The sequence below is a fragment of the Martinezella sp. CNPSo 3964 genome, from assembly GCF_057784375.1.
This window is the reverse complement of sequence record NZ_JBXSOW010000002.1, coordinates 401,047-424,851: the sequence shown is the minus strand read 5'-3', so window position 1 is coordinate 424,851 and position 23,805 is coordinate 401,047. Positions and strand designations below refer to the sequence as shown.

Annotated in this window: 22 protein-coding genes; 14 read left to right on the top strand and 8 right to left on the bottom strand. The window is 59.7% G+C overall.

All coding sequences use genetic code 11. The features are described 5' to 3' along the window. Nucleotides 1–176 precede the first annotated feature (176 nt). The 3 genes from xdhB to AC13Q5_RS08645 form a co-directional block, all read right to left on the bottom strand. Entirely contained in the window at nucleotides 177–2,513 is a 2,337-nt protein-coding gene (gene xdhB / locus AC13Q5_RS08655) for a xanthine dehydrogenase molybdopterin binding subunit (RefSeq protein WP_488501433.1), read from the bottom strand. Nucleotides 2,514–2,516: 3 nt separating this feature from the next. Then, a complete protein-coding gene (xdhA, locus tag AC13Q5_RS08650) occupies nucleotides 2,517–3,986 on the bottom strand; it encodes a xanthine dehydrogenase small subunit (RefSeq protein WP_488501432.1) in 1,470 nt (489 codons plus the stop codon). Nucleotides 3,987–4,054: 68 nt separating this feature from the next. Next, nucleotides 4,055–4,831, bottom strand: coding sequence for a 3-hydroxybutyrate dehydrogenase (locus AC13Q5_RS08645; RefSeq protein WP_075851874.1), 777 nt, complete (start codon nucleotides 4,829–4,831; stop codon nucleotides 4,055–4,057). A 336-nt stretch (nucleotides 4,832–5,167) separates the two neighbouring features. Here AC13Q5_RS08645 and glpK point away from each other — a divergent pair, with 336 nt between their 5' ends. The 9 genes from glpK (at nucleotide 5,168) to map (ending at nucleotide 12,956) form a co-directional block, all read left to right on the top strand. After that, entirely contained in the window at nucleotides 5,168–6,670 is a 1,503-nt protein-coding gene (glpK, locus tag AC13Q5_RS08640; protein WP_488501431.1) for a glycerol kinase GlpK, read from the top strand. A gap of 178 nt (nucleotides 6,671–6,848) precedes the next feature. After that, nucleotides 6,849–7,658, top strand: coding sequence for a membrane-anchored protein (locus AC13Q5_RS08635; RefSeq protein ID WP_488501430.1), 810 nt, complete (start codon nucleotides 6,849–6,851; stop codon nucleotides 7,656–7,658). A 136-nt stretch (nucleotides 7,659–7,794) separates the two neighbouring features. Beyond that, nucleotides 7,795–8,664, top strand: a complete 870-nt coding sequence (locus tag AC13Q5_RS08630; protein ID WP_488501429.1) for a S66 peptidase family protein — start codon at nucleotides 7,795–7,797, stop codon at nucleotides 8,662–8,664. Nucleotides 8,665–8,742: 78 nt separating this feature from the next. Beyond that, entirely contained in the window at nucleotides 8,743–9,117 is a 375-nt protein-coding gene (locus tag AC13Q5_RS08625) for a YciI family protein (RefSeq protein ID WP_075851172.1), read from the top strand. After that, a complete protein-coding gene (locus AC13Q5_RS08620) occupies nucleotides 9,114–10,370 on the top strand; it encodes an RNA polymerase sigma factor (RefSeq protein ID WP_488501428.1) in 1,257 nt (418 codons plus the stop codon). The genes AC13Q5_RS08625 and AC13Q5_RS08620 overlap by 4 nt, the downstream gene beginning before the upstream one ends. 100 nt (nucleotides 10,371–10,470) lie before the next feature. Then, the gene (locus AC13Q5_RS08615; protein WP_457878420.1) at nucleotides 10,471–10,941 is read left to right on the top strand and encodes an SRPBCC family protein; all 471 of its coding nucleotides are present in this window, start codon (nucleotides 10,471–10,473) and stop codon (nucleotides 10,939–10,941) included. A 30-nt stretch (nucleotides 10,942–10,971) separates the two neighbouring features. Then, entirely contained in the window at nucleotides 10,972–11,400 is a 429-nt protein-coding gene (locus AC13Q5_RS08610; RefSeq protein WP_041677615.1) for a DoxX family protein, read from the top strand. Nucleotides 11,401–11,552: 152 nt separating this feature from the next. Continuing rightward, nucleotides 11,553–12,065 (top strand): GNAT family N-acetyltransferase, encoded by a 513-nt coding sequence (locus AC13Q5_RS08605; protein WP_075851873.1) that lies wholly within the window; start codon nucleotides 11,553–11,555, stop codon nucleotides 12,063–12,065. A gap of 138 nt (nucleotides 12,066–12,203) precedes the next feature. Beyond that, on the top strand, nucleotides 12,204–12,956 hold the full coding sequence (map, locus tag AC13Q5_RS08600; protein ID WP_075851166.1) for a type I methionyl aminopeptidase: 753 nt from the start codon (nucleotides 12,204–12,206) through the stop codon (nucleotides 12,954–12,956). Nucleotides 12,957–13,066: 110 nt separating this feature from the next. On the opposite strand, the gene AC13Q5_RS08595 is transcribed toward map, so the two are convergent. Continuing rightward, nucleotides 13,067–13,651, bottom strand: coding sequence for a PadR family transcriptional regulator (locus AC13Q5_RS08595; RefSeq protein WP_075851164.1), 585 nt, complete (start codon nucleotides 13,649–13,651; stop codon nucleotides 13,067–13,069). Nucleotides 13,652–14,077: 426 nt separating this feature from the next. Here AC13Q5_RS08595 and sbmA point away from each other — a divergent pair, with 426 nt between their 5' ends. Beyond that, entirely contained in the window at nucleotides 14,078–15,343 is a 1,266-nt protein-coding gene (gene sbmA / locus AC13Q5_RS08590) for a peptide antibiotic transporter SbmA (RefSeq protein WP_457888911.1), read from the top strand. A 174-nt stretch (nucleotides 15,344–15,517) separates the two neighbouring features. Here sbmA and AC13Q5_RS08585 read toward each other — a convergent pair whose 3' ends face one another. Continuing rightward, complete coding sequence (locus tag AC13Q5_RS08585; RefSeq protein WP_488501427.1) at nucleotides 15,518–16,498, bottom strand: polysaccharide deacetylase family protein; 981 nt, start codon at nucleotides 16,496–16,498, stop codon at nucleotides 15,518–15,520. 178 nt (nucleotides 16,499–16,676) lie between these two features. Between AC13Q5_RS08585 and AC13Q5_RS08580 the strand changes: the two genes are divergently transcribed. From AC13Q5_RS08580 to der, 3 genes are all read left to right on the top strand, one after another. Beyond that, the gene (locus tag AC13Q5_RS08580; RefSeq protein WP_488501426.1) at nucleotides 16,677–17,258 is read left to right on the top strand and encodes an NnrU family protein; all 582 of its coding nucleotides are present in this window, start codon (nucleotides 16,677–16,679) and stop codon (nucleotides 17,256–17,258) included. A 102-nt stretch (nucleotides 17,259–17,360) separates the two neighbouring features. After that, nucleotides 17,361–18,044: a tetratricopeptide repeat protein gene (locus tag AC13Q5_RS08575; RefSeq protein WP_488501425.1), complete on the top strand. Its 684-nt coding sequence runs from the start codon at nucleotides 17,361–17,363 to the stop codon at nucleotides 18,042–18,044. An 11-nt stretch (nucleotides 18,045–18,055) separates the two neighbouring features. Further along, nucleotides 18,056–19,483: a ribosome biogenesis GTPase Der gene (der, locus tag AC13Q5_RS08570; protein WP_488501424.1), complete on the top strand. Its 1,428-nt coding sequence runs from the start codon at nucleotides 18,056–18,058 to the stop codon at nucleotides 19,481–19,483. A gap of 40 nt (nucleotides 19,484–19,523) precedes the next feature. On the opposite strand, the gene AC13Q5_RS08565 is transcribed toward der, so the two are convergent. Further along, nucleotides 19,524–19,964 carry a MarR family winged helix-turn-helix transcriptional regulator gene (locus tag AC13Q5_RS08565; protein ID WP_457878425.1) on the bottom strand — a complete coding sequence of 147 codons (441 nt, stop codon included), beginning with the start codon at nucleotides 19,962–19,964 and terminating at the stop codon, nucleotides 19,524–19,526. A gap of 191 nt (nucleotides 19,965–20,155) precedes the next feature. Between AC13Q5_RS08565 and AC13Q5_RS08560 the strand changes: the two genes are divergently transcribed. Next, complete coding sequence (locus AC13Q5_RS08560) at nucleotides 20,156–21,559, top strand: FkbM family methyltransferase (RefSeq protein ID WP_488501423.1); 1,404 nt, start codon at nucleotides 20,156–20,158, stop codon at nucleotides 21,557–21,559. Nucleotides 21,560–21,620: 61 nt separating this feature from the next. Here AC13Q5_RS08560 and AC13Q5_RS08555 read toward each other — a convergent pair whose 3' ends face one another. Both AC13Q5_RS08555 and AC13Q5_RS08550 read right to left on the bottom strand, forming a co-directional pair. Then, on the bottom strand, nucleotides 21,621–22,730 hold the full coding sequence (locus AC13Q5_RS08555; protein ID WP_075851153.1) for a glycosyltransferase family 4 protein: 1,110 nt from the start codon (nucleotides 22,728–22,730) through the stop codon (nucleotides 21,621–21,623). Between the two features lie 123 nt (nucleotides 22,731–22,853). Further along, complete coding sequence (locus AC13Q5_RS08550; protein WP_457878427.1) at nucleotides 22,854–23,771, bottom strand: sugar kinase; 918 nt, start codon at nucleotides 23,769–23,771, stop codon at nucleotides 22,854–22,856. Nucleotides 23,772–23,805: the final 34 nt, after the last annotated feature.

Sequence of the window (23,805 nt, the reverse complement as noted above, 5' to 3'; positions counted from 1 at the left end):
GGAACGAGGTCAAAAAGTGAGAAAGCCAGGGTGTGGAGAGTGCCTACCCCCTGCTGTCACTTCGTGACATCTCCCCACAAGGGGGAGATTGGCAGCCCGTGGCTTATACGAGCATCAAACGCGGTCCTTTGTTTCGTGGCAGATTCATGCCGTGACAAAAGCCCCTGGCCAAAGAATCACATCCCTTTCAGCCTTTCGACCGCCATCAGCACCCGTTCCGGTGTCGCGGGGGCATCGAGGCGCGGGCAGACGCGATAATCTGCAACGCTGGCGACCGCCATCGAAAGAGCCTCTAGTACCGATATGCTGAGCATGAAGGGCGGCTCGCCGACGGCCTTCGAGCGGCCGATGGTGGCTTCCGTATTCTCCGACCATTCGGCAAGACGAACGTTGAAGATCTTTGGACGGTCGGAGGCGAGCGGGATCTTGTAGGTCGAGGGTGCGTGCGTGCGCAACCGGCCCTCGGCATCCCACCAGAGCTCCTCGGTCGTCAGCCAGCCCATGCCCTGCACGAAGGCGCCCTCGACCTGGCCGATATCGATCGCCGGATTGAGGGAGTGACCGACATCATGGAGGATGTCGGTGCGGTCGATCAGGTACTCGCCGGTGAGCATGTCAATCGACACTTCTGAGCAGGCGGCACCATAGGAGAAATAGTAGAAGGGTGTGCCGCGGCCGGCCTTGCGGTCCCAATGGATCTTCGGCGTCTTGTAGAAGCCGGAAGCCGAGAGCTGGACGCGGGCGAAATAGGCCTGCTTGACAAAATCCGGGAAGGGGATTTCCTCTTCGCCGACGCGCACGCGGTTCGGCAGGAACTGCACTTCCTCAGCGCCGACACCCCATTTTTCAGCCGCGAAGGCGGTCAGCCGCTCTTTGATCTGCCGCGCGGCGTCATAGGCTGCCATGCCGTTCAGATCCGAACCGGAAGACGCGGCCGTCGCGGATGTGTTCGGCACCTTGCCTGTCGTCGTTGCGGTGATCTTCACGCGGTCGATATCGACCTGGAAGCTGTCGGCCAGAACCTGCGCTACCTTGGTATAGAGGCCCTGGCCCATTTCAGTGCCGCCATGGTTCAGGTGAATGGAGCCATCCTGATAGATATGCACCAGCGCGCCCGCCTGGTTGAAGGCGGTCATCGTGAAGGAGATACCGAATTTCACCGGCGTCAGCGCAATGCCCTTGCGGATGAAGCGGCTGGAGCGGTTGAACGCGATGATGGCGTTGCGGCGCGCCTGATAGTCGGCGGTCTGTTCCAGCTCATCGACGACGCGGTTGATGATGTTGTCGGTGACCTCCTGATGATAGGGGGTCAGCGTCCGGCCGGAGCCTGGCTGGCCGTAGAAATTGGCGCGACGGATTTCGAGCGGGTCCTTGCCGAGCGCATAGGCGATCTCCTCGATCATGCGCTCGCCGCCAACCATCCCTTGCGGGCCGCCGAAGCCGCGGAAGGCGGTGTTGGAAACGGTATGCGTCTTCAGCGGTTTCGAGACCAGATGCACATGCGGGTAGAAATAGCTGGAATCCGCGTGGAACAGCGCGCGGTCGGTGACCGGGCCTGAAAGATCGGAGGAGAAGCCGCAGCGCGCGGCATAGGTGGCGTCGACGGCATGGATGCGGCCTTCGTCGTCGAAGCCGACTTCGTAATCCACCAGGAAGTCGTGGCGCTTGCCGGTCGCGCTCATGTCCTCGTCGCGGTCGGGCCGGAATTTCACGGCGCGTCCGAGCTTCTTGGCGGCGACGGCTGCGAGCGCCGCAAACTGGTTACCCTGCGTTTCCTTGCCGCCGAAGCCGCCGCCCATGCGGCGCACGTTGACCGTGACGGCATTGGACGGAATGCCGAGGACATGGCCAACGATATGCTGGATTTCGCTCGGATGCTGCGTAGAGGACCAGACCGCGACCTCGTCGTCCTCGCCGGGGATCGCCATGGCGATATGGCTCTCGAGGTAGAAGTGTTCCTGGCCGCCGATGCGCATCTGCGCCTTGATGCGATTGACGGCATTGGCCATCTCGGTTTCGGGTTCGCCGCGCTTCAGCGTCATCGGCTCGTAGACGAGCGGCGCGCCGTTGGCGAGCGCGCCGTCGATATCGCTCCAATGCGGCAGGTCGCGATAATCGATCCTGGCGAGGCGGGCCGCGCGACGGGCGGCATCGCGGGTCTCGGCGATGACGGCAAAGATCGGCTGACCGTGGAATTCGACCTTCTTTTCGGCAAGCAGCGGTTCGTCATGCATGCCGTTGGAACTGGTGTCATTGACGCCTGGAATATCGGCGCCGGTGAAGACCCAGACGACGCCGGGATAGGCTTTGACGGCGGCGAGATCGATGCCGGCGATCTCGGCGTGGGCGCGGTCGGAAAGGCCAAGCGCGCCGTGCAGCAATCCCGTGGGCTCGGGGATATCGTCGATGTAATCGGCGGCTCCGGTGACGTGCTTGTGCGCGGAATCATGTTTCAGCGAGCCGTGCATGGAGCCGTTGATGACCTTGCGCTCTTCGAAGGTGGATTTGTCCATGGCTCAGGCCTCTTCAGCCGCAAAACGCTTCAGTTCCTGCGGCGCACCGGCCGTTTCCAGGTAGAAGCGAAGGAGAAGATTTTTCGCGGTCAGCTGCCTGTATTCGGCGGAAGCGCGCCAATCGGTCAAAGGTTTATAGTCCGCATCGAAAGCGGGGCGGACGGCGGTAACGGTCGCCTCCGTCCATGGCTTGCCGACCAACTCGGCTTCGACCGTGCGGGCGCGCTTCGGCGTGCCGGCCATGCCGCCGAAGGCGATACGGATATCGGTGACATTGCCGGCATCGTCCAGCTTCAGATGAAAGGCACCGAGCACGGCGGTAATGTCCTCATCGCGGCGCTTGGTGATCTTGTAGACGGCAAAATGCACATCGTCGGCCGGGTAGGGGACAAAGATGCTTTCGACGAATTCGCCGGGATTGCGGTCCTGCTTGCCGTAGTCGATGAAGAAATCTTCCAGCGGCAGGCTGCGGGTGCCGGCTGCCGAACGAAGCTTGACGGTAGCGCCAAGGGCGATCAGCGGCGGCGGGCTATCACCGATCGGCGAGCCGTTGGCGATATTGCCGCCGATGGTGCCCATGTTGCGTACCTGCTCGCCGCCGATGCGGTTGATGAGGTTGGCAAGAGCCGGGATTTTTTCCGCGATCACGGTAAAGGCACGGCTGTAGCTGGCGCCGGCGCCGATGGTCAGGCCTGTATCTTCAACCGTGATTTTCTGCAGATCCGTCAGATGATTGATGAAGACCACAGGATTGAGCCGGCGCATCTGCTTGGTAACCCACAGGCCGACATCTGTGGAGCCGGCGACGACGGTTGCATTCGGCTCTTCGGCCATCACCTGCGCCAATGCGGCAACGGAGTTGGGTACGATGAGGCGATCCTCGCCTTCGGCAATCTCGATGGTATCGCCGCCCTGCATCGCCCAGAGGCGAGCGATGATATCGGCTCTGGTCTTTTCGAGGGGGTCGAAGAGCGCGCTCGGCCGCTTCTGGCTGACCTGCTCTGCCGCCTTGACGATGGGCTCGTAGCCAGTGCAACGACAGAGATTGCCTTGGAGCGATTTTTCGATCTGCGCCCGGCTCGGCTTTTCCGTGGTCAGCCAGAGGCCATAGAGCGACATGACAAAGCCCGGCGTGCAGAAACCGCATTGCGAGCCGTGGCAATCGACCATCGCCTGCTGCACCGGATGGAGGGTGCCGTTTTGCGCGGCAAGATGCTCGACGGTGACGACATGGGTCGCATGCAGCGAGCCAACGAAGCGGATGCAGGCATTGACGGATTCATAGTGCAGCCCGCCATCGATCAGGCGTCCCACAAGCACCGTGCAGGCGCCGCAGTCGCCTTCCGCGCATCCTTCCTTCGTTCCCGTCAGGCGCCGCTGGAGGCGCAGGAAGTCGAGCAGCGTCTCGGTGGGGCGCAGGTTGGATAGCGTGATATCCTCTCCGTTGAGGATAAAGCGAATGCTGTCGCTCATGTCGTTCCCGTTTTTTTCTATAGGTCCGGGCCGGACGCGCGAACGAATCCGGCCCTAACCGTCAATGGTTATTCCGCGGTCCAGCCACCGTCAATCGAGACATGCGTGCCGGTCACCTGGCGTGCCTCGTCGCTCGCAAGGTAGAGCGACAGGGCGCCGATTTCTTCGGCCTTGACGAACTCATGCGTGGGCTGGGCCTTAAGGATGACCTCGTTCTTGACCTGCTCCTCGGTCATGCCGCGGGCCTTGGCCGTGTCCGGGATCTGCTTTTCGACAAGCGGGGTCAGGACGTAGCCGGGGCAAATGGCGTTCACCGTGACGCCGAATTCGGCAAGCTCGAGCGCCGCCGTCTTGGTCAGACCCAATATACCATGTTTTGCCGCGACATAGGCGGATTTGAAGGGCGAGGCGACCAGGCCATGGGCTGAGGCGATGTTGATGATGCGGCCGTATTTCTTCGCCTTCATCAGCGGAATAGCGGCGCGGATGGTGTGGAAGGAGCTGGAGAGATTGATTGCGATGATCTGGTCCCACTTCTCGATCGGGAAATCCTCGATCTTCTCGACATGCTGGATGCCGGCATTGTTGACGAGAACATCGACGCTGCCGAAGGTGGAGTTGGCCGTTGCAATCATGTCGGCGATCTCGGCGGGCTTCGTCATGTCGGCGGGATGATAGATCACTTTGCCGCCGCCGGAGGCTTCCAGCTTGGTCTTGATCGCGTCGATCTCCTCCGGCTTTCCGAAGCCGTTGATGACGACGTTATCGCCCTTGGCGGCGAAGGCCGTTGCGATGGCGAGGCCGATACCGCTCGTGGAACCGGTGACGACAACTGTTCTAGCCATGATCTTCTCCTTGGACAGCGCAGCTTTCTGCTGCAATGCAAAACGGACTGAGCTTACTGCATAATTCCTTAAATCGGGATCGATTTAAGGATAAAATTATGCAGCAGCTTTAAAGTGCTACAGCGACCTTTGCGCGTCACATGTGACGCGCGGCGCTGTAGTCCCAAACAGTCGGATCTGGCAATCGCATTGCTGCCAGTCGCTTTTGCGGCGCTTTGACCCACGGCGTTGCACCGCAAAGCGCGTCCTTCAGCGAAAAATTTCGTTTTGCTTTCTTTTCACATTCGTTTTGCTCGCGTATCTGTTGTTTCGGGATACAACAGGCGGGAGGACTGTATGAGCGGTTATGTCTTGGCGATCGATCAGGGAACGACGTCGACGCGAGCCATCGTTTTCGACGGCAAGATGAAGGTTGCCGGTGTCGGACAGAAGGAATTCACCCAACATTATCCGAAACCCGGCTGGGTCGAACACGATCCGGAAGAGATCTGGTCGTCCGTCCTCGCCACCGTCCGCAAGGCGATCGAAGCTGCCGGCATCACCGCCAAGGATATTGCAGCGCTCGGCATCACCAATCAGCGCGAGACCGTCGTCGTCTGGGATCGCGAGACCGGCAAGCCGATCCACAATGCCATCGTCTGGCAGGACCGCCGCACGGCGAGCTATTGCGAAAAGCTCAAGCGGCAGGATCTGGAAAAACTCTTCACACGCCGCACCGGCCTGCTGCTCGATCCCTATTTCTCCGGCACCAAGCTCTCCTGGCTTTTGGCCAGTGTTAAGGGTGCTCGTGCCCGCGCCGCCAAGGGCGAGCTTTGCTTCGGCACCGTCGATACCTTCCTGATCTGGCGGCTGACTGGGGGCAAGAGCTTCGTCACCGATGCCACCAATGCCTCGCGGACGCTGATGTACAATATCGGCTCCAATGAATGGGAAGGGGAGTTGCTGGATATTCTTCGCGTTCCCTCGGCGATGCTACCCGAGGTGAAGGATTGTGCCGCTGATTTCGGTGTTGCCGATCCTTCGCACTTCGGTGCCGCAATCCCGATCCTCGGCGTTGCCGGCGATCAGCAGGCGGCGACGATCGGCCAGGCCTGCTTCGAACGCGGCATGATGAAATCCACCTATGGCACGGGCTGCTTCGCGCTTCTCAATACCGGCACGGACATGGTGCGCTCCAAGAATCGCTTGCTGACCACCATCGCCTACCGGCTGAACGGCGAGACGACCTACGCGCTTGAGGGATCGATCTTCATCGCGGGCGCCGCCGTGCAATGGCTGCGCGACGGGCTGAAGGCCATCCAGCGTGCCTCGGATTCCGGTGAACTGGCAGCCAAGGCCGATCCGCTGCAGGAGGTCTATCTCGTGCCGGCCTTCACCGGCCTCGGCGCACCGCATTGGGACCCGGATGCGCGCGGCGCGATCTTCGGGTTGACGCGCAATACCGGACCTGAAGAAATCGTCCGGGCAGCGCTGGAGGCTGTTTGCTACCAGTCGCGCGACCTGTTGGATGCCATGCACAAGGATTGGCGCAATGGCAGTGGGCAGCATACGGTGCTGCGCGTCGACGGCGGCATGGTCGCATCCGACTGGACGATGCAGCGGCTTGCCGACCTGCTCAATGCGCCGGTCGATCGTCCGACGATCCTCGAAACGACAGCGCTTGGGGCTGCCTGGCTTGCGGGCAGCCGGGCCGGCGTCTGGCCGGATCGCGCCGGTTTTGCCAAGGCCTGGGCGCGCGACAAGCGTTTCGAGCCCGACATGGATGACAAGACCCGAAATGCGAAGCTCAAAGGCTGGAAAAATGCGGTCTCGCGCACCTTGAGTACACGGCAGGGATGATCAGCCTTCGTTGGCTGCTCACCCTAGGTTATATTCTGTAAGATTTCTTTATTTTGCTTATATAAGTGCGCGCAGCGATACTCGTCTTATTCGTGGTTCGGGGAGGGTTCCGGGCCGCGCTTCGCCGGACAGAGCCGTTTGAGGACGGACGCCTTCTTAAGAGACGATAAAGCGAATAATGGCTGCTCAATTTTCTGAACTGAAAAAACATTACTATCGGCAGATCAAGTATCATCTGACCCGGCCGAAACCGCCGATCCTGGCGGAACGCTTCAGTGGGCCTGTTCTCGTCGTTGGTTCAGCGCCCGTCTCGAACAAGCCCATGGATTTCGATGAGAGCTTCCGGGTCATCACCATCAATGGCTCGCAGACGGTGACGAAGGGCTGGGGCATAAAGGTCCCCGACGTGACGCTCGTCCAGTTCAATCAGATCGAGGGAACGAATACCAATGCCGTTGAGGTGCGCCGCGTGCTGAACGGCGAGCGCACGAAGATGCTCTATGTTCTGCTGTGGCGGAAGGAGCTTCAGCGGCTGGAAGATGGGCTAAAGGCTTTCAATTACGGCTACGACAAGCTTGAGATCGTCGATCGCTACAAGCGCATGGCGCTGCTCGACCGGGTCGGCGGGGTGAAGTGCAGCGAGCTTGGTGCGGACGACAAATGCTCCAACGGTATCAACGCGGTGCTCTTCGCGCTCTATAACGGCGCGACCGAAGTCATCATCACCGGCATCAATCCTGATTCCGGCGGGCATGTCTACAACACGGAAAACCTCGCCCGATTGCATGTCCGCAAGGACCGCGAGGTTCTCGAACGGCTTCTCGAGCGCGGCTATCCGGTGTTCACTAGCGATCCGGCTGTGTCGCGATCGATCGGCCTTCCTTTATGGAAGGGCAAGGCAGAGGTAGGGCGCGTCCAGGGAGCGGCCGCTCAGAAGACGAGAGCGGAACTGAAGCAGACGGTTGTCGCGAATCCCTCGCTGGGTTGATGCCCATGCAGCTTAACGACGGCTGACGGTTGTCGACGATTCATGCCAAGATCACGGTATAGAATCACTCGATTGCACAGAGGTCAGTCCAATGCTGATGCCGCCGCCACTCCGGCCGGGCGATAAGGTGCGTTTTGTGTCGCCCGCAAGTTCGCCCGAGAAGGACAGAGTTCTGCGGAATGCCGAAATACTGAAAGGCTGGGGGCTGGACGTCGATTTCGGTGAACATGCCTTTAGCAAGTGGAGCTATCTCGCCGGCACCGACGAGGAGCGGCTGGCGGATCTCAACGCTGCATTTCGAGATCCCGAGGTTCGGGCGATCTTCACCACGCGTGGTGGCAAGGGATCTTACCGGATCGCCGATCAAGTGGATTTTGCCGCAGCCCGGCGCGACCCCAAGTTCGTTATCGGCTTCAGCGACATCACCGCATTGCATTTGAGCCTGCTGAAACACTGCGATCAGGTCAGCATTCATGGCGCGCTTTTCATCGGGCCGAATGAAGAGAGTGTTAGTCCCTACACGCACGACGCGCTGCGGCAGGCAGTGATGACAACGCAGGACATCGTGATGGCCGCGCGTCCGGAAGAGCCGACCTCGCGGCTGACCACAAGCGGAACGGCCAGAGGCCGGCTGATCGGCGGCAATCTCGACATGGTGGCGACATCCGCCGGTTGGGCGCTGCCGGACATGAACGGCGCAATCCTCCTGCTTGAAGCCATCGGCCTGTATATCGGCCAAGTCGATCGGCAGATGACGATGCTGCGCAAGGCAGGATACCTCAATGGGCTGGCAGGCGTTGTCATCGGACAGTTTACCGATTTCGAATTCGATCGTCCTCATTCGGTGATCGATATTCTGCGCGAACATCTTGCCGAACTCGACGTGCCGGTGCTCGGCGGCTTGCCACTCGGACATGGCGATAGCCCGGCAAGCGTTTTCATCGGCTCCATCGCGGAGTTCGATGCAAAGGCGGGGACGTTGGCGATCCGGCGCGGCAATGTCTGATTACCCGCTGAATATTTTTTGACGCAGCCTGTCGGTGCGGATGATACTCCTTCGTCTTTACAGGAGAAGGAGGTCCTCATGCTCTATGCGATCCTATGCTACAACGACGAAGATACCGTGTTCGCCTGGTCCAAGGAGCAGGAGGAGGCAACCATGGCGCGGCTGATTGCCGTGCAGGAGCCACTCAGGGAGGCCGGCAAGCTTGGGCCGGTCGCGCGACTGATGCCGACAACGGCGGCAACGACCCTGCGCAAGGGCAAGAACGAGCCGCTCGTCATCGATGGTCCGTTCGCAGAGACCAAAGAGCAGTTGCTGGGCTTCTATGTCATCGACTTCGAAACACTTGACGAGGCGATTGAGTTCTCGAAGGAGCTGGCCGCGGCCAATCCCGGCGTCGGCTCCTATGAAATTCGTCCGCTCTACGTCTTTCGACCCGGAACGGTTGCCACATGACGGATATTGCCTGGATCGACATCACACTTACCAATGCCCGGCCGCAGGTGCTGGGTGCGCTGCTGCGCTATTTCCGCAATCTCGATACCGCCGAGGAGGCCTTTCAGGAGGCCTGCCTTCGGGCGTTGAAGACTTGGCCCGAGAAGGGGCCGCCGCGCGATCCCGTCGCCTGGCTGATCTTCGTCGGGCGCAATAGTGGTATCGATACGGTGCGCAAGCAGGCGAAGCTGCAGAGCCTGCCGGACGAGGAGGCGATCTCCGATACGAGCGATGTCGAAGGCGACCTGGCCGAACGGCTCGACGGTTCCGGATATCGCGACGATATTCTCCGGCTGCTGTTCATTTGCTGCCATCCGGATCTACCGGCGACGCAACAGATCGCGCTGGCGCTGCGCATCGTTTCTGGCCTCTCGGTGCAGCAGATCGCCCGTGCTTTCCTGGTCAGCGAGAGCGCAATGGAGCAGCGAATCACCCGGGCGAAAGCGCGTGTAGCCGCAGCCGGCGTTCCCTTCGAAACGCCTGGCGCCATCGAGCGGAGCGAGCGGCTCGCGCTCGTCAGCGCGATGATCTATCTCATCTACAATGAAGGCTATTCGGCCGGCGGTACGCATCGCGAAGCCGCTGCCTTCGCCGACGAGGCGATCCGGCTTGGTCGGCTGCTGTTGCGGATCTTTCCCTCCGAACCGGAAACCATGGCGCTGCTGGCGCTGATGCTTCTGCAGCAATCGCGCAAGGCGGCGCGGTTCGATGCCGACGGGCAGATCATCCTTCTGGAAGATCAGGATCGTTCGCTCTGGGATCGGACATCGATAGACGAGGCTCTTGCCCTTCTCGACAAGGCACTCCGCCATCGCCAGCCCGGCCCCTATCAGGTGCAGGCGGCAATCGCGGCTCTGCATTCCCGAGCAAAGCGGGCTGAGGATACGGATTGGGAAGAGATCAATCTTCTATACCAGATGCTGGAACGGCTGACGCCATCTCCCGTCGTCACGCTTAATCGCGCGGTCGCGTTCTCAAAGCTCAAGGGGCCGGAAGCGGCTCTGGCGCTGATTGCGACGCTGGAAGCGCAGCTCGACAGCTACTTCTATTTTCATGGCGTCAGGGGTGGCCTGCTCGTGCAGCTCGGCCGCTCGCAGGAAGCGCGCGTTGCTTTTGACAGGGCGATTGCGCTTGCCCGTTCGCCCGCCGAGGCGGCCCATATCCGCCATCAGCTTGATCGCCTGAGCGCGGATGCCGTTGCAGCTGCAAAATAATTGAAAAATCTGCGTCTGCGTTGTCGGGAATCGACGGTCGCGAACGTCATTAGAGTATAGGCCGAGCAGGCCGCGTCAAACAGCAAAGAGGAACAGAACCATGAGTGAGCAGACCGAGCGCCACGAGCTTTCCTTGACCCGTGTCATCGATGCGCCGCGCGAGAAGATTTTCCGCTGCTGGACCGAAGTGGAGCTGATCAAGCAATGGTTCGCGCCGCTGCCGTGGACGGTATCGGCTGCCAGCGTGGATGTGCGTGCCGGCGGTTCGAGCTCGATCACCATGCGCAGCCCCGAGGGCGAGGATTACCCAGGCAATGGTGTCTATCTGGAAGTCGTTCCGAATGAGCGGATCGTCTTCACCGATGCCTTCACCAGCGCCTGGGTGCCGTCGGCGAAGCCCTTCATGGTGGTGACAATCCAGCTCGACGATCTCGGCAGCGGCAAGACCCGTTACACCGCCACGGTTCTGCATTGGTCGGCCGAGGATCGCGAAGCGCACGAGAAGATGGGCTTCCATCAGGGATGGGCGCAGTGCGCCGATCAGCTCGCCGCGCTGGCAGCGAAGATCTGAATTTCCGATAGAATTCCGGGGGATATCGCAATGTCTTATGCAGTCGATTCATCTGTGCCTTCGGTCACGCGCGCCCAGCGCGTGGCCGGCATGATCCTCAGTGGGTTGGTCATCGCCTTTCTCGTGTTCGATGGCGTCATCAAGCTCGTTCCGCTTTCCGTCGTCACGGAAACGATGGCGGGGCTTGGCTATTCCGCCGATCCGGCGCTGGCGCGGCTTCTCGGCGTCATTACGCTTAGCTGCGCCATTCTCTATGCGATCCCGAGGACTTCGGTCCTCGGCGCCATCCTTCTGACAGGTCTTCTCGGCGGGGCGATCGCGACGCATCTGAGGGTCGGCAGCCCGATCTTCTCGCATCTGTTGTTTGGCGTTTATCTCGGCGTGATCGCCTGGGGCGGACTTTATCTTCGCTATGAAGCCGTTCGGAAAATGATTCCGTTCTTTCAGCGAAGCTTTTGATTTCGGATTCAATTTGCTAAGGCTCGCCCATCTAGAGCACCTCGACATTTCAATGAAATGTCGAGGTGCTCTATCTATTTGTCTCTGCGCAATTCCGGACGGAAAACCGCTGTTCACTTTTCCTGGAATTGCTCTGGCGAGGGGAGCGAGCCATGCCGCAAGTGATCATCGCACCGGTCAGGCAATCGGATGCGGACGAGCTGATTGCCGCCAATATTGCCAGCCGCGCTCACCATGTGCCATGGGCCTATCCCTTCCTCGATCGCGACGGTTTTGACACCTGGTTCGGTCAGACGGTGACGGGGCCGAATATCGGTCTGGTGGCGCGCGATCCCGGCTCCGGCGGCATCGTCGGCGTCGTCAATATCAGCCAGATGGTCTGGGGCGGCTTTCGCAGCGCCTTTCTTGGCTATCATGGCATGGTGGGCTTTGCCGGCCAGGGGTTCATGACTGAAGCGGTACGTCTTGCCGTCGCGCACGCTTTCGATGCGGTCGGCCTGCATCGGGTAGAGGCCAATATCCAGCCGGGCAACCATCCTTCCATCGCGCTGGTCACGCGGATCGGTTTCCGCAAGGAAGGGTTTTCGCCCAAATATCTGAAGATTGGTGGCGTGTGGTGCGATCATGAGCGCTGGGCATTGCTCGCGGACGATCCGCGTTCCTGACTTCTTTCGGATTTCGAAAGCCGCGCCATCTGGCAGAAATCCTCAGAAAGACATTGACTGTGCAGAGTGAAGGGGCGAAAGCCACATAAAGCCTCTCGCGAACCGTTGCGCAGGGCGTCGGAGTGCCGGAAGCCGTAAATGATCGTTTCGACCGAAGAAGAACTGACCAAACTGAAAGATATCGGTCGCATCTGCGCCAATGCTTTGCAGGCCATGGCTGCGGCTCTGGAGCCGGGCATCACCACGCTGGAACTGGATGCCATCGGTCGCAAGGTCTTGGAGGATGCCGGCGCACAGTCAGCGCCGGAACTGGTCTACAAGTTTCCTGGCGCGACATGCATCAGCGTCAACGAGGAAGTGGCGCATGGCATTCCCGGCCCGCGCGTGATCAAGGCGGGGGATCTGGTCAATCTCGATGTCTCGGCGGAGAAGGATGGCTTCTTTTCCGACACGGGTGCATCCTTTACCGTGCCGCCGGTCAAGCCTAAGATCGAGCGCCTGTGCCGTGACGGCAAGAGGGCGCTCTGGGTCGGCCTCAATCAGGTGAAGAGCGGTTCGCCGCTTGCGAAGATCGGACAGGCCGTCGGCGCCTTCGCGCAGAAGAACCGCTACACGTTGATCGCCAATCTCGCCAGCCACGGTATTGGCCGCTCTCTGCACGAAGAGCCCGCCGAGGTTTCTACCTGGGCGGACCCTTCCGAGACCCGGATCATGGAAGACGGCCTGGTTTTCACCGTCGAGCCGTTTCTCTCGCTCGGTGCGACCTGGGCTGAGGGCGGTGACGATGCGTGGACGCTCTATGCCGATCCGCAGGCACCCACGGTCCAGTACGAGCATACGATCATTGCCACTCGCAACGGGCCTATCATCCTGACATTGCCAGACAAGTGATGTCCTAAAGCGCGTCGCGAATCTTTCAGATTCGTTTCCTGCGCTTCAGGTCCTTGATTTTGCGCATGCCGCGCAAAACCGCTGTGCACTTTTGCGCGGCATGCTGTAGCTCAATCGTCGGACTTCGGCTCGCCCTCGGTTTTGGTTTCGCCGCGGATGATGTCGGCGGCGGCGCGCTCGAGGATATCAGCGATGCGCGCACCTTCGGCCTTGCTCCACGGGAACTTCGAGCGAAGAGCCGAGCGCAGCAGATGGCGAGCGCGATGAACGTCGCCAGCGCCGTGGCGATCGAATGGATTGTCGCGGCCGTCCTCATCGCCGCCGTCGAAAACCTCGCGGACGCGGGCCATCTTCTCACCGATGGAGGTGAGCTTGGCGAGCGTTACCTCGACCAGATCACGATTGTCATCGACGCGCTTCTGGCCGCTTTCGGTTATGCGGTAGAGCTTCTTCGTGCCGCTGACCTCGACTTCGGCCTGGCCGGTTTCTTCGAGATAGGTCAGCGCGGGATAGATGACGCCTGGGCTTGGCACATAAAAGCCGCCGGAGCGCTCTTCGAAGGTCTTGATCAGTTCATAGCCGTGGCGTGGCTGCTCGGAGAGCAGGGCGAGAATGATAAGCTGCAGATCGGCTGCATCGAACTTGCGGCCGGTGCGAAATCCGCCGCCGAACATGCCGCCCTTGAAGCCTCTCATGAAGTCTCTCCTGTGCTCGCCGCGCGATTCACGGCCTCGACCCTGTCGTAGGATATATGCCTCGACGATGTCAAAGCCGTCTCCGAACATGTTGCGATCTCTAAAGCCTCTCATGTCGTTTCTCCTTGAAGTGTGAGAGTTTATATCGTTAGTCATGTCGTAAGATATATATCGTAAGATAGCATTCTGCAAGAGGGGCGATGTGCGGATGGGGTGATCGGCGAAAGGAGACGTGCTCTTAAGGAGGAGGCGCTCATCCGATGGGTGAAAATTCGCTGCTGAACAACTGCATCACGATCGTGGGATAAGCGGTTACATCTACGTAAGAATAGGGCTCTGCCGGTTGCCGCCCCCGGCGAACTGTCTTAGGCTCGCCGCAAATTGACGCCATTGCGGTCGTTCGAACAAACAGGAAGCCTAACCGTCGTGTTTCATTCTTTCTTCCCGAATCCGAGATTGTTTTTTTCCTCATCGGTCGTTTGGGCGCTCGTCTGCGTCTTCCTATGGTATTTTGTCGGCGCGCATGTTGTGGCGTCCATGGGCTATCCGCCGCTGCAGGAAGAACAGCAGCCGGTCGGAGCGGCTTTCTTTGTTACTCCCACTAATTTCTTGTTTTACCTTTACTTTATTCTCTGCGCCGCGGTCTTTTGCAGTTTTTGGCATGTGGTTTCGAAGAGCAATCCCTGGATCGCCTGGTCCGTGTGGGGCTCTGCTTTCATCGTCTTCATCACCTATTTCGGTGTTCAGATCGACGTAGCGGTAAACGTATGGCGCCGGCCTTTCTTTGACCTCCTGCAAAATGCGCTCGGCGGAAAGCCCGGCGTTACGGATGGGGATTTCTACGGATTGCTCTGGGCGTTCACGCAACTCGGTCTGGTGGGCGTCGCGGTGAGCGTCGTTTCATCGTTCTTCCTGAGCCACTATCTCTTCCGTTGGCGTTGGGCGATGAACAATTTCTACATGTCGAAGTGGGAAAAGCTCCGGCACATCGAAGGTGCATCGCAGCGCGTCCAGGAAGACACGATGCGCTTTGCGACCAATCTCGAAGGGCTTGGTGTCAGCCTGATCGGCTCCGTCATGACACTCATCGTCTTCCTGCCGATCCTGCTGGAACTGTCGAAATATGTGACTGATCTGCCGATCATTGGCGCAATTCCATATTCGCTCGTCTGGCTGGCGCTGATTTGGTCGGTATTCGGCACGTTCCTGCTGGCGCTCTTCGGGATCAAGCTTCCCGGGTTGAATTTCCGCAATCAGCGTGTCGAGGCCGCCTATCGAAAGGAACTTGTCTACGGCGAGGATCGCGACGATCGCGCGCAGCCACCCACCGTGAAGGAACTCTTCTCCAACGTCCGCCGCAACTATTTCCGCATGTATTTCCACTATGCGTATTTCAATGTGGCTCGTTATTCTTACGGCCAGCTCGATGCGATCTTCCTTTACTTCGTGCTCGTGCCGACCTTCGTGGCGCACAAGATCACGCTCGGCATCTGGCAGCAGATTGCGACGGCCTTCGGCCAGGTGAGCAACTCATTCCAATATCTCGTCAGCTCCTGGACGACGATTATCGAGCTTCTGTCGATCCACAAGCGTCTGAAGGCCTTCGAGGCAGCGATCGACGATGCGCCGCTGCCGCCGATCGATCAGCGCTACTTGGAGCGTGAAGCAGGTGTCATTCACGCGGATGGCTGACGACAAAAGGCCCCGGGAACGGGGCCTTTTTTAATGGGAGAACTGGGATGTTAGGCTTGCAAGGTACGGCGGGGCCTCTCCTTGCCGCACCGCCGGCCCTTCGCTTCGGCTCAGGGCGTTCGTCGCTGCAATCGATCCACTGGATCGATTGCTCGGCCTCTGCCCGACCGTTCCTCACCCCTGCTGCGGCCTGCCTCTTGCCGCGATCAGCGGGATCGCTTCGGAATAGCTGACGCAGGCGACATCTTGTCTATGGCAGACATCGCTGACGAAGCGGTCGAGGGCGCGCCAATAGGCGCCGTCGTTCATTTCGACGAAATGGAAGCCGAGCTGCAGCGGAATGCGCTCGCCGTCATATTGCTTGCTGAAGGCAGCCTCGAAAGCCTGGAAGGTGCGGTCCTCGTAGGTCTTGGCGTTTGCCTTGTCCTCGACGCCCTTGGAATGGCGGACATAGAGATTGTAGTCCATGCCGATGACCAGGCGCTGCTCGGGACCTTCGGGGATCAGTGGCAGGCCGAAGCGATAGATGCCGTCGACCACCTGCGGCAGGGCAGGTCCCTTGGTGACAAGGCTTGCATCATATTGGAAGCCCATTTGCTTCTCAGCCGGCACAAGGCCATCGCTGGTGGAAAGGTAGGGTGCGCGGAATCCCTTGACGTCGTTGGTGGCGAAATCTTCCCAGCCCTGGGGCTCCTTGTCGGCGAGGCCGACATTCTTCCAGGCGTCGCGAAGGGCGACGCGCGCATTCATGAATTCTTGGCTCCAATCGGCGGCACTCCAACCCTTGCCATCGAAATGGCCGCAGGCATGGCTTGAGATGTCGTGGCCTTCCTGATGGGCGCCCCAGATGTTGGCGATGCGAGTGCGGACATCGTCCTCGCTCTTGGCGAAGCCGACATTCGATTTGCCTGGCCGCTGCTTCGGCCCCTGATAGGCTTTTGCTTGCGCCTTGTTCATCAGGAAGGTGCAGGACAGAAAGTAGGTGAAATGCGCGCCGTTGCGCGAAGCGATCTCGCGGCTCTTGGTCCAGAGCGCATTATCATGAGCGCCATCGAAGGAGATCATCACGAGCTGCTTGGGCTTGCCATCGGCTTGGGCGGCTGCGGGCAGGCCTAAGGAAATGGCGAGAGAGAGACAGATAGCTAAGCGAAACATGGGCACCGAACACTGATTGGATCGAGCACGGCTTGCCAGGCTCATCTGGCGATATCGGGTGGCGTGCTCCGGGTCGCTTCCTTCCTTTCGCGCAAATGCGGCGAAGCTGCGGTGATGCTGGCATTTTTTTACGGCAGCCGATAAGGATGTCACTACAAGACCATAGAGGATTTTATCCATGGCATTGCTCATTCTCGGCATTGTTCTTTTTCTCGGCCTCCATCTGATACGCGTCGTGGCGCCCGGCCTGCGGACATCGTTGATCGCAAGCCTCGGCGAAGGCGGCTGGAAGATCGCCTATTCGATCGCAAGCATCATCGCACTGATCGTTCTGATTTACGGCTTCGGCCAGGCGCGAGACATGACGCCGATCTGGTCGCCACCGTTCTGGATGAGCCACATAACCATCCTGTTGATGCTGTTTGCCATGATCTGTCTCATCGCCTCGCTGCTGCCGGCGGGGCATATCGCAGTCAGAACGAAGCATCCGATGGTGCTATCGGTGAAGATCTGGGCGCTGGCGCATCTTCTGTCGAACGGCGACGGCGCGGCCATCCTGCTCTTTGCCGCCTTCCTCGCCTGGGGTGTGATCCTGCGCATTTCGCTCAAAAGACGCGAGCGGGCCGGCGAAATCACCCTGCGTCCCTTCGTCTCGGCGAAATACGATCTCTATGCCGTTGTCATCGGCGTCATCGTCTGGGCCTTGATCATTTGGAAGCTTCATGCGTGGATTATCGGGGTTTCGCCGCTCGTTATGTGACGATTTCTGCCATTCCCCCTTACATCAGCCGCAAAATGGAGTAGAAGGCCCAACTAACCCCTAAGCTTTTTTGGAACTACTTGGCCTGGGCCGGAGACGAGAATGGCATTTAATGACGATAGCTTCATCCGCGAGGTGAACGAGGAACTGCGCTCGGACCAGTTGCGGTTCATATGGCGCCGTTTCGGCAAGCTCATCATCGGTTTGGCCGTGCTCATCGTTCTCGCCACCGCGGCCTATAGCGGCTATCGCTATTGGGCCGGCAATCAGGCCGGCAGCGGCGGCGATCAGTTCCTCGCCGCGCTGACGCTTGCCGATCAGAACAAGACGGATGAGGCGCTCGCCGCATTCGCCGCCATCGAAAAGACTGGCCCTGGTTCCTATCCGGTGCTGGCCCGCCTGCGCGCCGCGACATTGCAGGCACAGAAGGGCGACAAGGCTGCGGCCATCGCCACGTTCTCGGCGGTCGGCAAGCAGACGGACCTCCCGGTCGTTATCCGCGATGCGGCCCGCCTGCGCGCTGCCTACCTGCTCGTCGATACCGGCACTTACGATCAGGTCGCCGCCGAAGCGCAGGAGCTCGCCGTCCCGGCTGACGCGTTCCGCCATTCGGCGCGCGACGTTCTCGGCCTTGCCGCTTACAAGGCCGGCGATTTCGCCAAGGCCCGGCAGTGGTTCCAGGCGATCGTCGACGATCCGCAGAGCCCGCGCAATGTTGCCAACCGTGCCCAGATGCTGCTCGATCTCATCACTGCATCCGGCAAGGCTCAGGTCGCAAAAGGCTGAAGGATCGCTAAATGAGCTTTACGGTCGCGATCGTCGGTCGCCCGAATGTCGGCAAGTCCACGCTGTTCAACCGTCTGGTTGGCAAGAAGCTGGCGCTCGTCGACGATACGCCGGGTGTCACGCGTGACCGTCGCCCCGGTGACGCCAAGCTGATCGACCTGCGCTTCCGCATCGTCGATACTGCCGGTCTCGAAGAAGCCGGCGAAGAGACGCTGGAAGGCCGCATGCGCGCCCAGACGGAAGCGGCGATCGACGAAGCCGACCTGACGTTGTTCGTCGTCGATGCAAAGATGGGCCTGACCCATGTCGACAAGACGCTCGCCGAAATGCTGCGCAAGCGCGGTCGGCCCGTGGTGCTCGTCGCCAACAAATCCGAAGCGCGCGGTTCCGACAGTGGCTTTTATGATGCCTATACGCTCGGGCTTGGCGAACCTTGCCCGATCTCGGCGGAACACGGCCAGGGGATGATGGACCTGCGCGACGCGATCGTCGAGGCAATCGGTCCCGAGCGTGCCTTCCCGGAAGAGGAGGACGAGGCGGAGACGAATGTCAGCATTCCACGTCCGGCTGTCGGCGAAGACGGCGAGGAGATCGACGAGGAACCGGCTTATGACGAAACGCGCCCGTTGCGAGTTGCGATCGTCGGCCGTCCGAATGCCGGCAAGTCGACGCTCATCAACCGCTTCCTTGGCGAGGACCGACTGCTGACCGGCCCGGAAGCCGGCATCACCCGCGATTCCATTTCCGTCGACTGGAGCTGGCGCGGGCGAACGGTGAAGATGTTCGACACCGCCGGCATGCGCCGCAAGGCGAAGGTCACGGAAAAGCTCGAGAAGCTTTCCGTTGCGGATACGCTGCGCGCCATTCGCTTCGCCGAAACCGTCGTCATCGTCTTCGACGCGACCATTCCCTTCGAGAAGCAGGATCTGCAGATCGTCGATCTCGTGATCCGCGAGGGACGTGCTGCCGTGCTCGCCTTCAACAAGTGGGACATGATCGAGGATCGTCAGGCCGTGCTTGCCGATCTGCGCGAGAAGACCGAGCGGCTATTGCCGCAGGCGCGCGGCATTCGCGCCATCCCGATTGCTGGCCAGACAGGTGAGGGGCTTGACCGCCTGATGCAGGCAATTGTCGATACCGACAAGGTCTGGAACAAGCGCGTTTCAACCGCTCGTCTCAACCGCTGGCTCGAGACGCAGCAAGTGCAGCATCCGCCACCGGCGGTGTCCGGCCGTCGTATCAAGCTGAAGTATATGACGCAGGTGAAGGCGAGGCCGCCGGCTTTCATGATTTCCTGCACGCGCTCGGATGCGCTGCCGGAGTCCTATGTGCGCTATCTGATCAACGGTCTGCGTGCAGACTTCGCGATGCCCGGCGTGCCGATCCGCATCCATTTCCGCTCGTCGGAAAATCCATACGAAAACAAGAAGAAGCGGTAATTCGCCGAAGCGCCCTATCGGGAGATAGGCGCGCTTCAAATCAGGCGGCGTTCCGGCTGAGCGCCTCACGCAGCGTCGTGATTTCCGCCTTCAGTCGTGCCAGTTCGTCGACCGTTTGCTCGGTGGCATCGAGAATGCACGGAGGAACGCTTGCCGCCTTTTTCTTCAGCGCCCTACCTTCGCTGGTCAGCTGAATCAGCACCTGGCGCTCATCTTCCTTGCTCCGGATGCGTTTGATGAAGCCAGCGGCCTCCAGACGCTTCAATAGCGGTGTCAGCGTGCTTGATTCCAGGAACAGCTTTTCACCGATGCCGCCGACGGTCTGGCCATCTTGTTCCCATAGCGTCACCATGACGAGATATTGCGGATAGGTGAGATTGAGCGCGTCCAGCATAGGTTTGTATAGCCGATTCATCGCATGGTTCGCCGAATAGAGCGCGAAGCAGATGAAGTTATCCAGCTTTAGGTGGTCGTCGGTCATCCCAAGTCCTCCCTGAGAGGTCTAATGTAAGTCGTGCGATAAATAATTGTACACCCAAATTTTTGCTTGGGCTACGGCTTTCTTCCGTTTTTTGGAAAGGCGGCTTGCAGGAGAGTAGGTTCCCGCAACCTCTCGACTATCATCTGTACCTTTGAAGATAGTCATCCCTGCAGTTCTCAAATTCGATCCACATGGACGTCAGCTGTACAGAATATCCAGCAGCTGAGGACATATTATGTCTCATTCATACCGAACGCGCCGATGTTGCGATCAATCAAAAGTTGTTCTTGTCAAACATAGACTTAGTGGTCACTCTCCCGCCACACCGAAGTCCGACGGGGTCTTGTTTGCCAATGAGACGCCCGCTTTTGTCTCCGTCGTTGAGAAGGAAACTGACTTTGCTTTATTCTGAGATCGGGCAGCTTGAGAAGATACATGGAGATGAGCGCGTATCTGCGAAGAAGGGGGAGGCGGGATGGATGCTCTATGGTCCCTATGCAATCCTTTCCCCAGGCCGTTACGTCGTCGAGTTTGAGATCGAGGGTGATCCGTCCACGCCGCCGGAAGCGGTATGTTGCAGCATCGATGTCGCGACCGAATTCGGTACTCGGCTGCTGGCACAAAAGGAGCTGACCGAAGCTGATTTGCGGCGATCGGGCAAACGCGTTGCCCTGGAGTTCGATGTGGATGCGGAAGATGTCTTCGAATTCCGGATCGCTTCAACCGGGATCGGAGCGCTCGCCGCGCGGGCCTACCGTCCACTCAAGCGAATTGATCGCCAAAGCGGCCGGATGCTGGATATCATTCTGCCGGAGATGGCCAATCCGTTCTTTCTTGCTCATCTCGACGAGTTCAATTTCTTCGAGAAGAACGGCTTTACCTTTCAGGTCACGGCGCAGAAGGTTATTGCTGAATTCTCCGGAACCCGCTTCCATGTCAATAATGCCGAAGACTTCCAGGTTCTGAACGAGATTTTCATTCACAACGAATATAATTTCATCACCGGGCGCGACAAGCTTGTCATTGATATCGGCATGAACGCCGGTCTGGCGTCGCTCTTCCTGGCGAGGGTCCCCTCTGTGCGGGAGGTACATGCATTCGAGCCGTTTTCGCTGCCCTATGCTCGAGCGCTGAAGAATTTTGCGCTGAACCCGATGACTGCCGCCAAGATCAGGCCGAACCAATTCGGACTGGGCGAAAAAGACGATCAGATGGAGGTCATGGTCCGCCCCGATGCGACGATCGGTATCTCCGTGAGAGGGGCGGATACGGGCAGGCCGGAGACGATCCATATCAAGGAAGCGGCCGGCGTCATCGGGCCGCTTGCCGAGCATGCTCGAAGCGCCAACATGGATCTCGTCATCAAAATGGATTGCGAGGGATCGGAGTTTGGAATTTTCGAGGCTCTGGCGAGGCACGGTCTTTTCGGATCGATCAATGCCATGGTGATCGAATGGCACAAATGGTGGTCCAAAGATAAGAACCAAATGACACTCATCGCTCCGTTGCTGGATGCGGGCTTCATCGTGCTGGATAAGACGCAGCTATCCAATCCTCATGCCGGGTTATGCTATGCCGTCAGGGCAGCGCGGTGATCGTTGATGGCATGCGAGGATTGAGCGGCAATTTCACCGGCGATGCCGATTGTCCGGGAGTTCAATGCTTGTCGTGGACGTGCAACCGACCTCGATGGTTGGCAATCCGGACGTTGCCGATGAATTGCGCCGTAGCCGCCTCCCAGGAATAGTTGAGTGCCAGCGAGCGGGCGGCATCGCGAGAGCAGGAGAGTGCGGCAAGGCAGGCTGTTGCCAGATCCGCATCCACGACGCCGGCTGTCCTGTCGGCCCCCAGAATGTCCGCGGGGCCGGTGACCGGGTAGGCCGCGACCGGAACGCCGCTTGCCAGTGCCTCCAGAATGGCATTGCCGAAGGTGTCGGTCTTCGATGGGAAGACGAAGACGTCGGCCTGCGAATAGGCGTGCGCCAGTTCCTCGCCGAATTTCGCGCCCAGGAAATGAACATCCGGATAGAGCTTCTGCAGTTCCGCCCGCGCGGGACCATCACCCACCACCACTTTCGATCCAGGCAGGTCGAGATCGAGGAAAGCGGGCAGGTTCTTTTCCAGCGCCACGCGACCGACAGTCATGAAGATCGGGCGGGGTAAGCCGAAGGGATTGTCCTCCAGCGGGTGCGGCCGAAAAAGGTGGGAATCTATGCCACGGCTCCAGGGCAGCAGATTGCGGATGCCGCGCAACTTGAGCTCACCTGCAAGGCTGGGCGTTGCCACCATGCAGCCGTAACCCGCATTGTGAAACCATTTGACGAAGGCGTAGAGCCAGCTTTCCGGTATCGGCAGGCGTGCGGCCACATATTCGGGAAAGCGGGTGTGATAGCTCGTGGAAAAAGGCATACCGTTTCTTAAGCACCAGCGCCTTGCCGTGAGTCCGAGCGGACCTTCGGTGGCAATGTGGACATAAGTCGGCCGAAGTGCCTCTATTCTTGCGGCGATCTTGCGATAGCTGGCGATCGAAAGCCGGATTTCTGGATAGGTCGGGCAGGGGATGTTGCGAAAGCCGTCCGGCGTGATCATCGAAACCTCGACGCCGATGCGCGTCAGTTCCCGATTGGTGTTTTCGATCGAGCGGACGACGCCGTTGACCTGCGGATGCCAGGCGTCGCTGACAATGAGCAGCCGTTCGGGTACCGCGACAGGAGTCGCCGCCTGCGCCCAGGTGGTTTGATCAATGTCTGACAAGCGTTGCAACATGCCCAAAACAGTCCATCCGCACCGCATCCTCATGATGACGGTGCCAGCGATTGCGGTGTTTCAAACATGATTCCCGCGCCCACTCTATTGTGGGGGGTGTCCATGATGGAAATATTACAGTGCTTATTTGACTGATTTCAGCTTTTCGGGTGAGACGAGCGCACCGTATTCCTGAATGACCTTTGCCGCGATCTTGGCGGCGAAGCCGGCCGCGGCAACGGCATCCTTGTGCTGCAGATAGTGAGCCAGAAAAGCGCCATTGAAGCTGTCGCCGGCGCTGGTCGTGTCGATCACCTTGACAACCTTGACCGCTGGGACGAGCGTCTCGTCTGTGCCATCGCCAATGGTCGCGCCGTCGGGGCCATTCTTGACGACGACCATGGCGGCTCCGTATTGCCGGTAGCGGCGTATGGTGGCGCTGATCGAATCGTCGCCGAAATGGGCGGCTTCATCATCGAAGCTCGGCATGACGAGCGTCGCGGCGCGCCCACCCTCCGCGATCATCGTGTGCATCGCGTCGAGGCTGGACCAGAGGCGCGGCCGCAGGTTGGGATCGAAAGCGACCAGCTTGCCGGCGGCCTTGGCGCGGCGCAGTTCCGCAAGCAGGGTGAAGGCGTCTTCGCGCGACAGGATTGCCAGCGTGATGCCAGAGAAGTAGAGCACGTCGGAGGCTTCGATCGCAGTGCGCAGCGCATCGCCATCGGCGGCAAGCTGGCGGGCCGCAGAACTGTCGCGCCAATAGCTGAAGGAGCGTTCGCCGTCCTTCAGATTGATCATGTAGAGGCCTGGCGTCTTGCCGCGGAGGCGGCGGATGCTTTCCGTGCCGATGCCGGCGCCGCCCATGAAGGCGACCATCTCTTCGGACATGGCGTCGTCGCCGAGTGCAGTGAAATAATCGATCGACCAGTCTGCGGGCAGGCAGGCGCGGGCATACCAGGCTGTGTTGAACGTGTCGCCGGCGAAGCCCTTGCGCAGGTGTCCGTCATCGGCCTGCGACAGTTCCACCATGCATTCGCCGATCGATAGAAAACGCCCGCCCAAGACTGCCTCCTGCATTTTGTCTTGGTGCTGCATA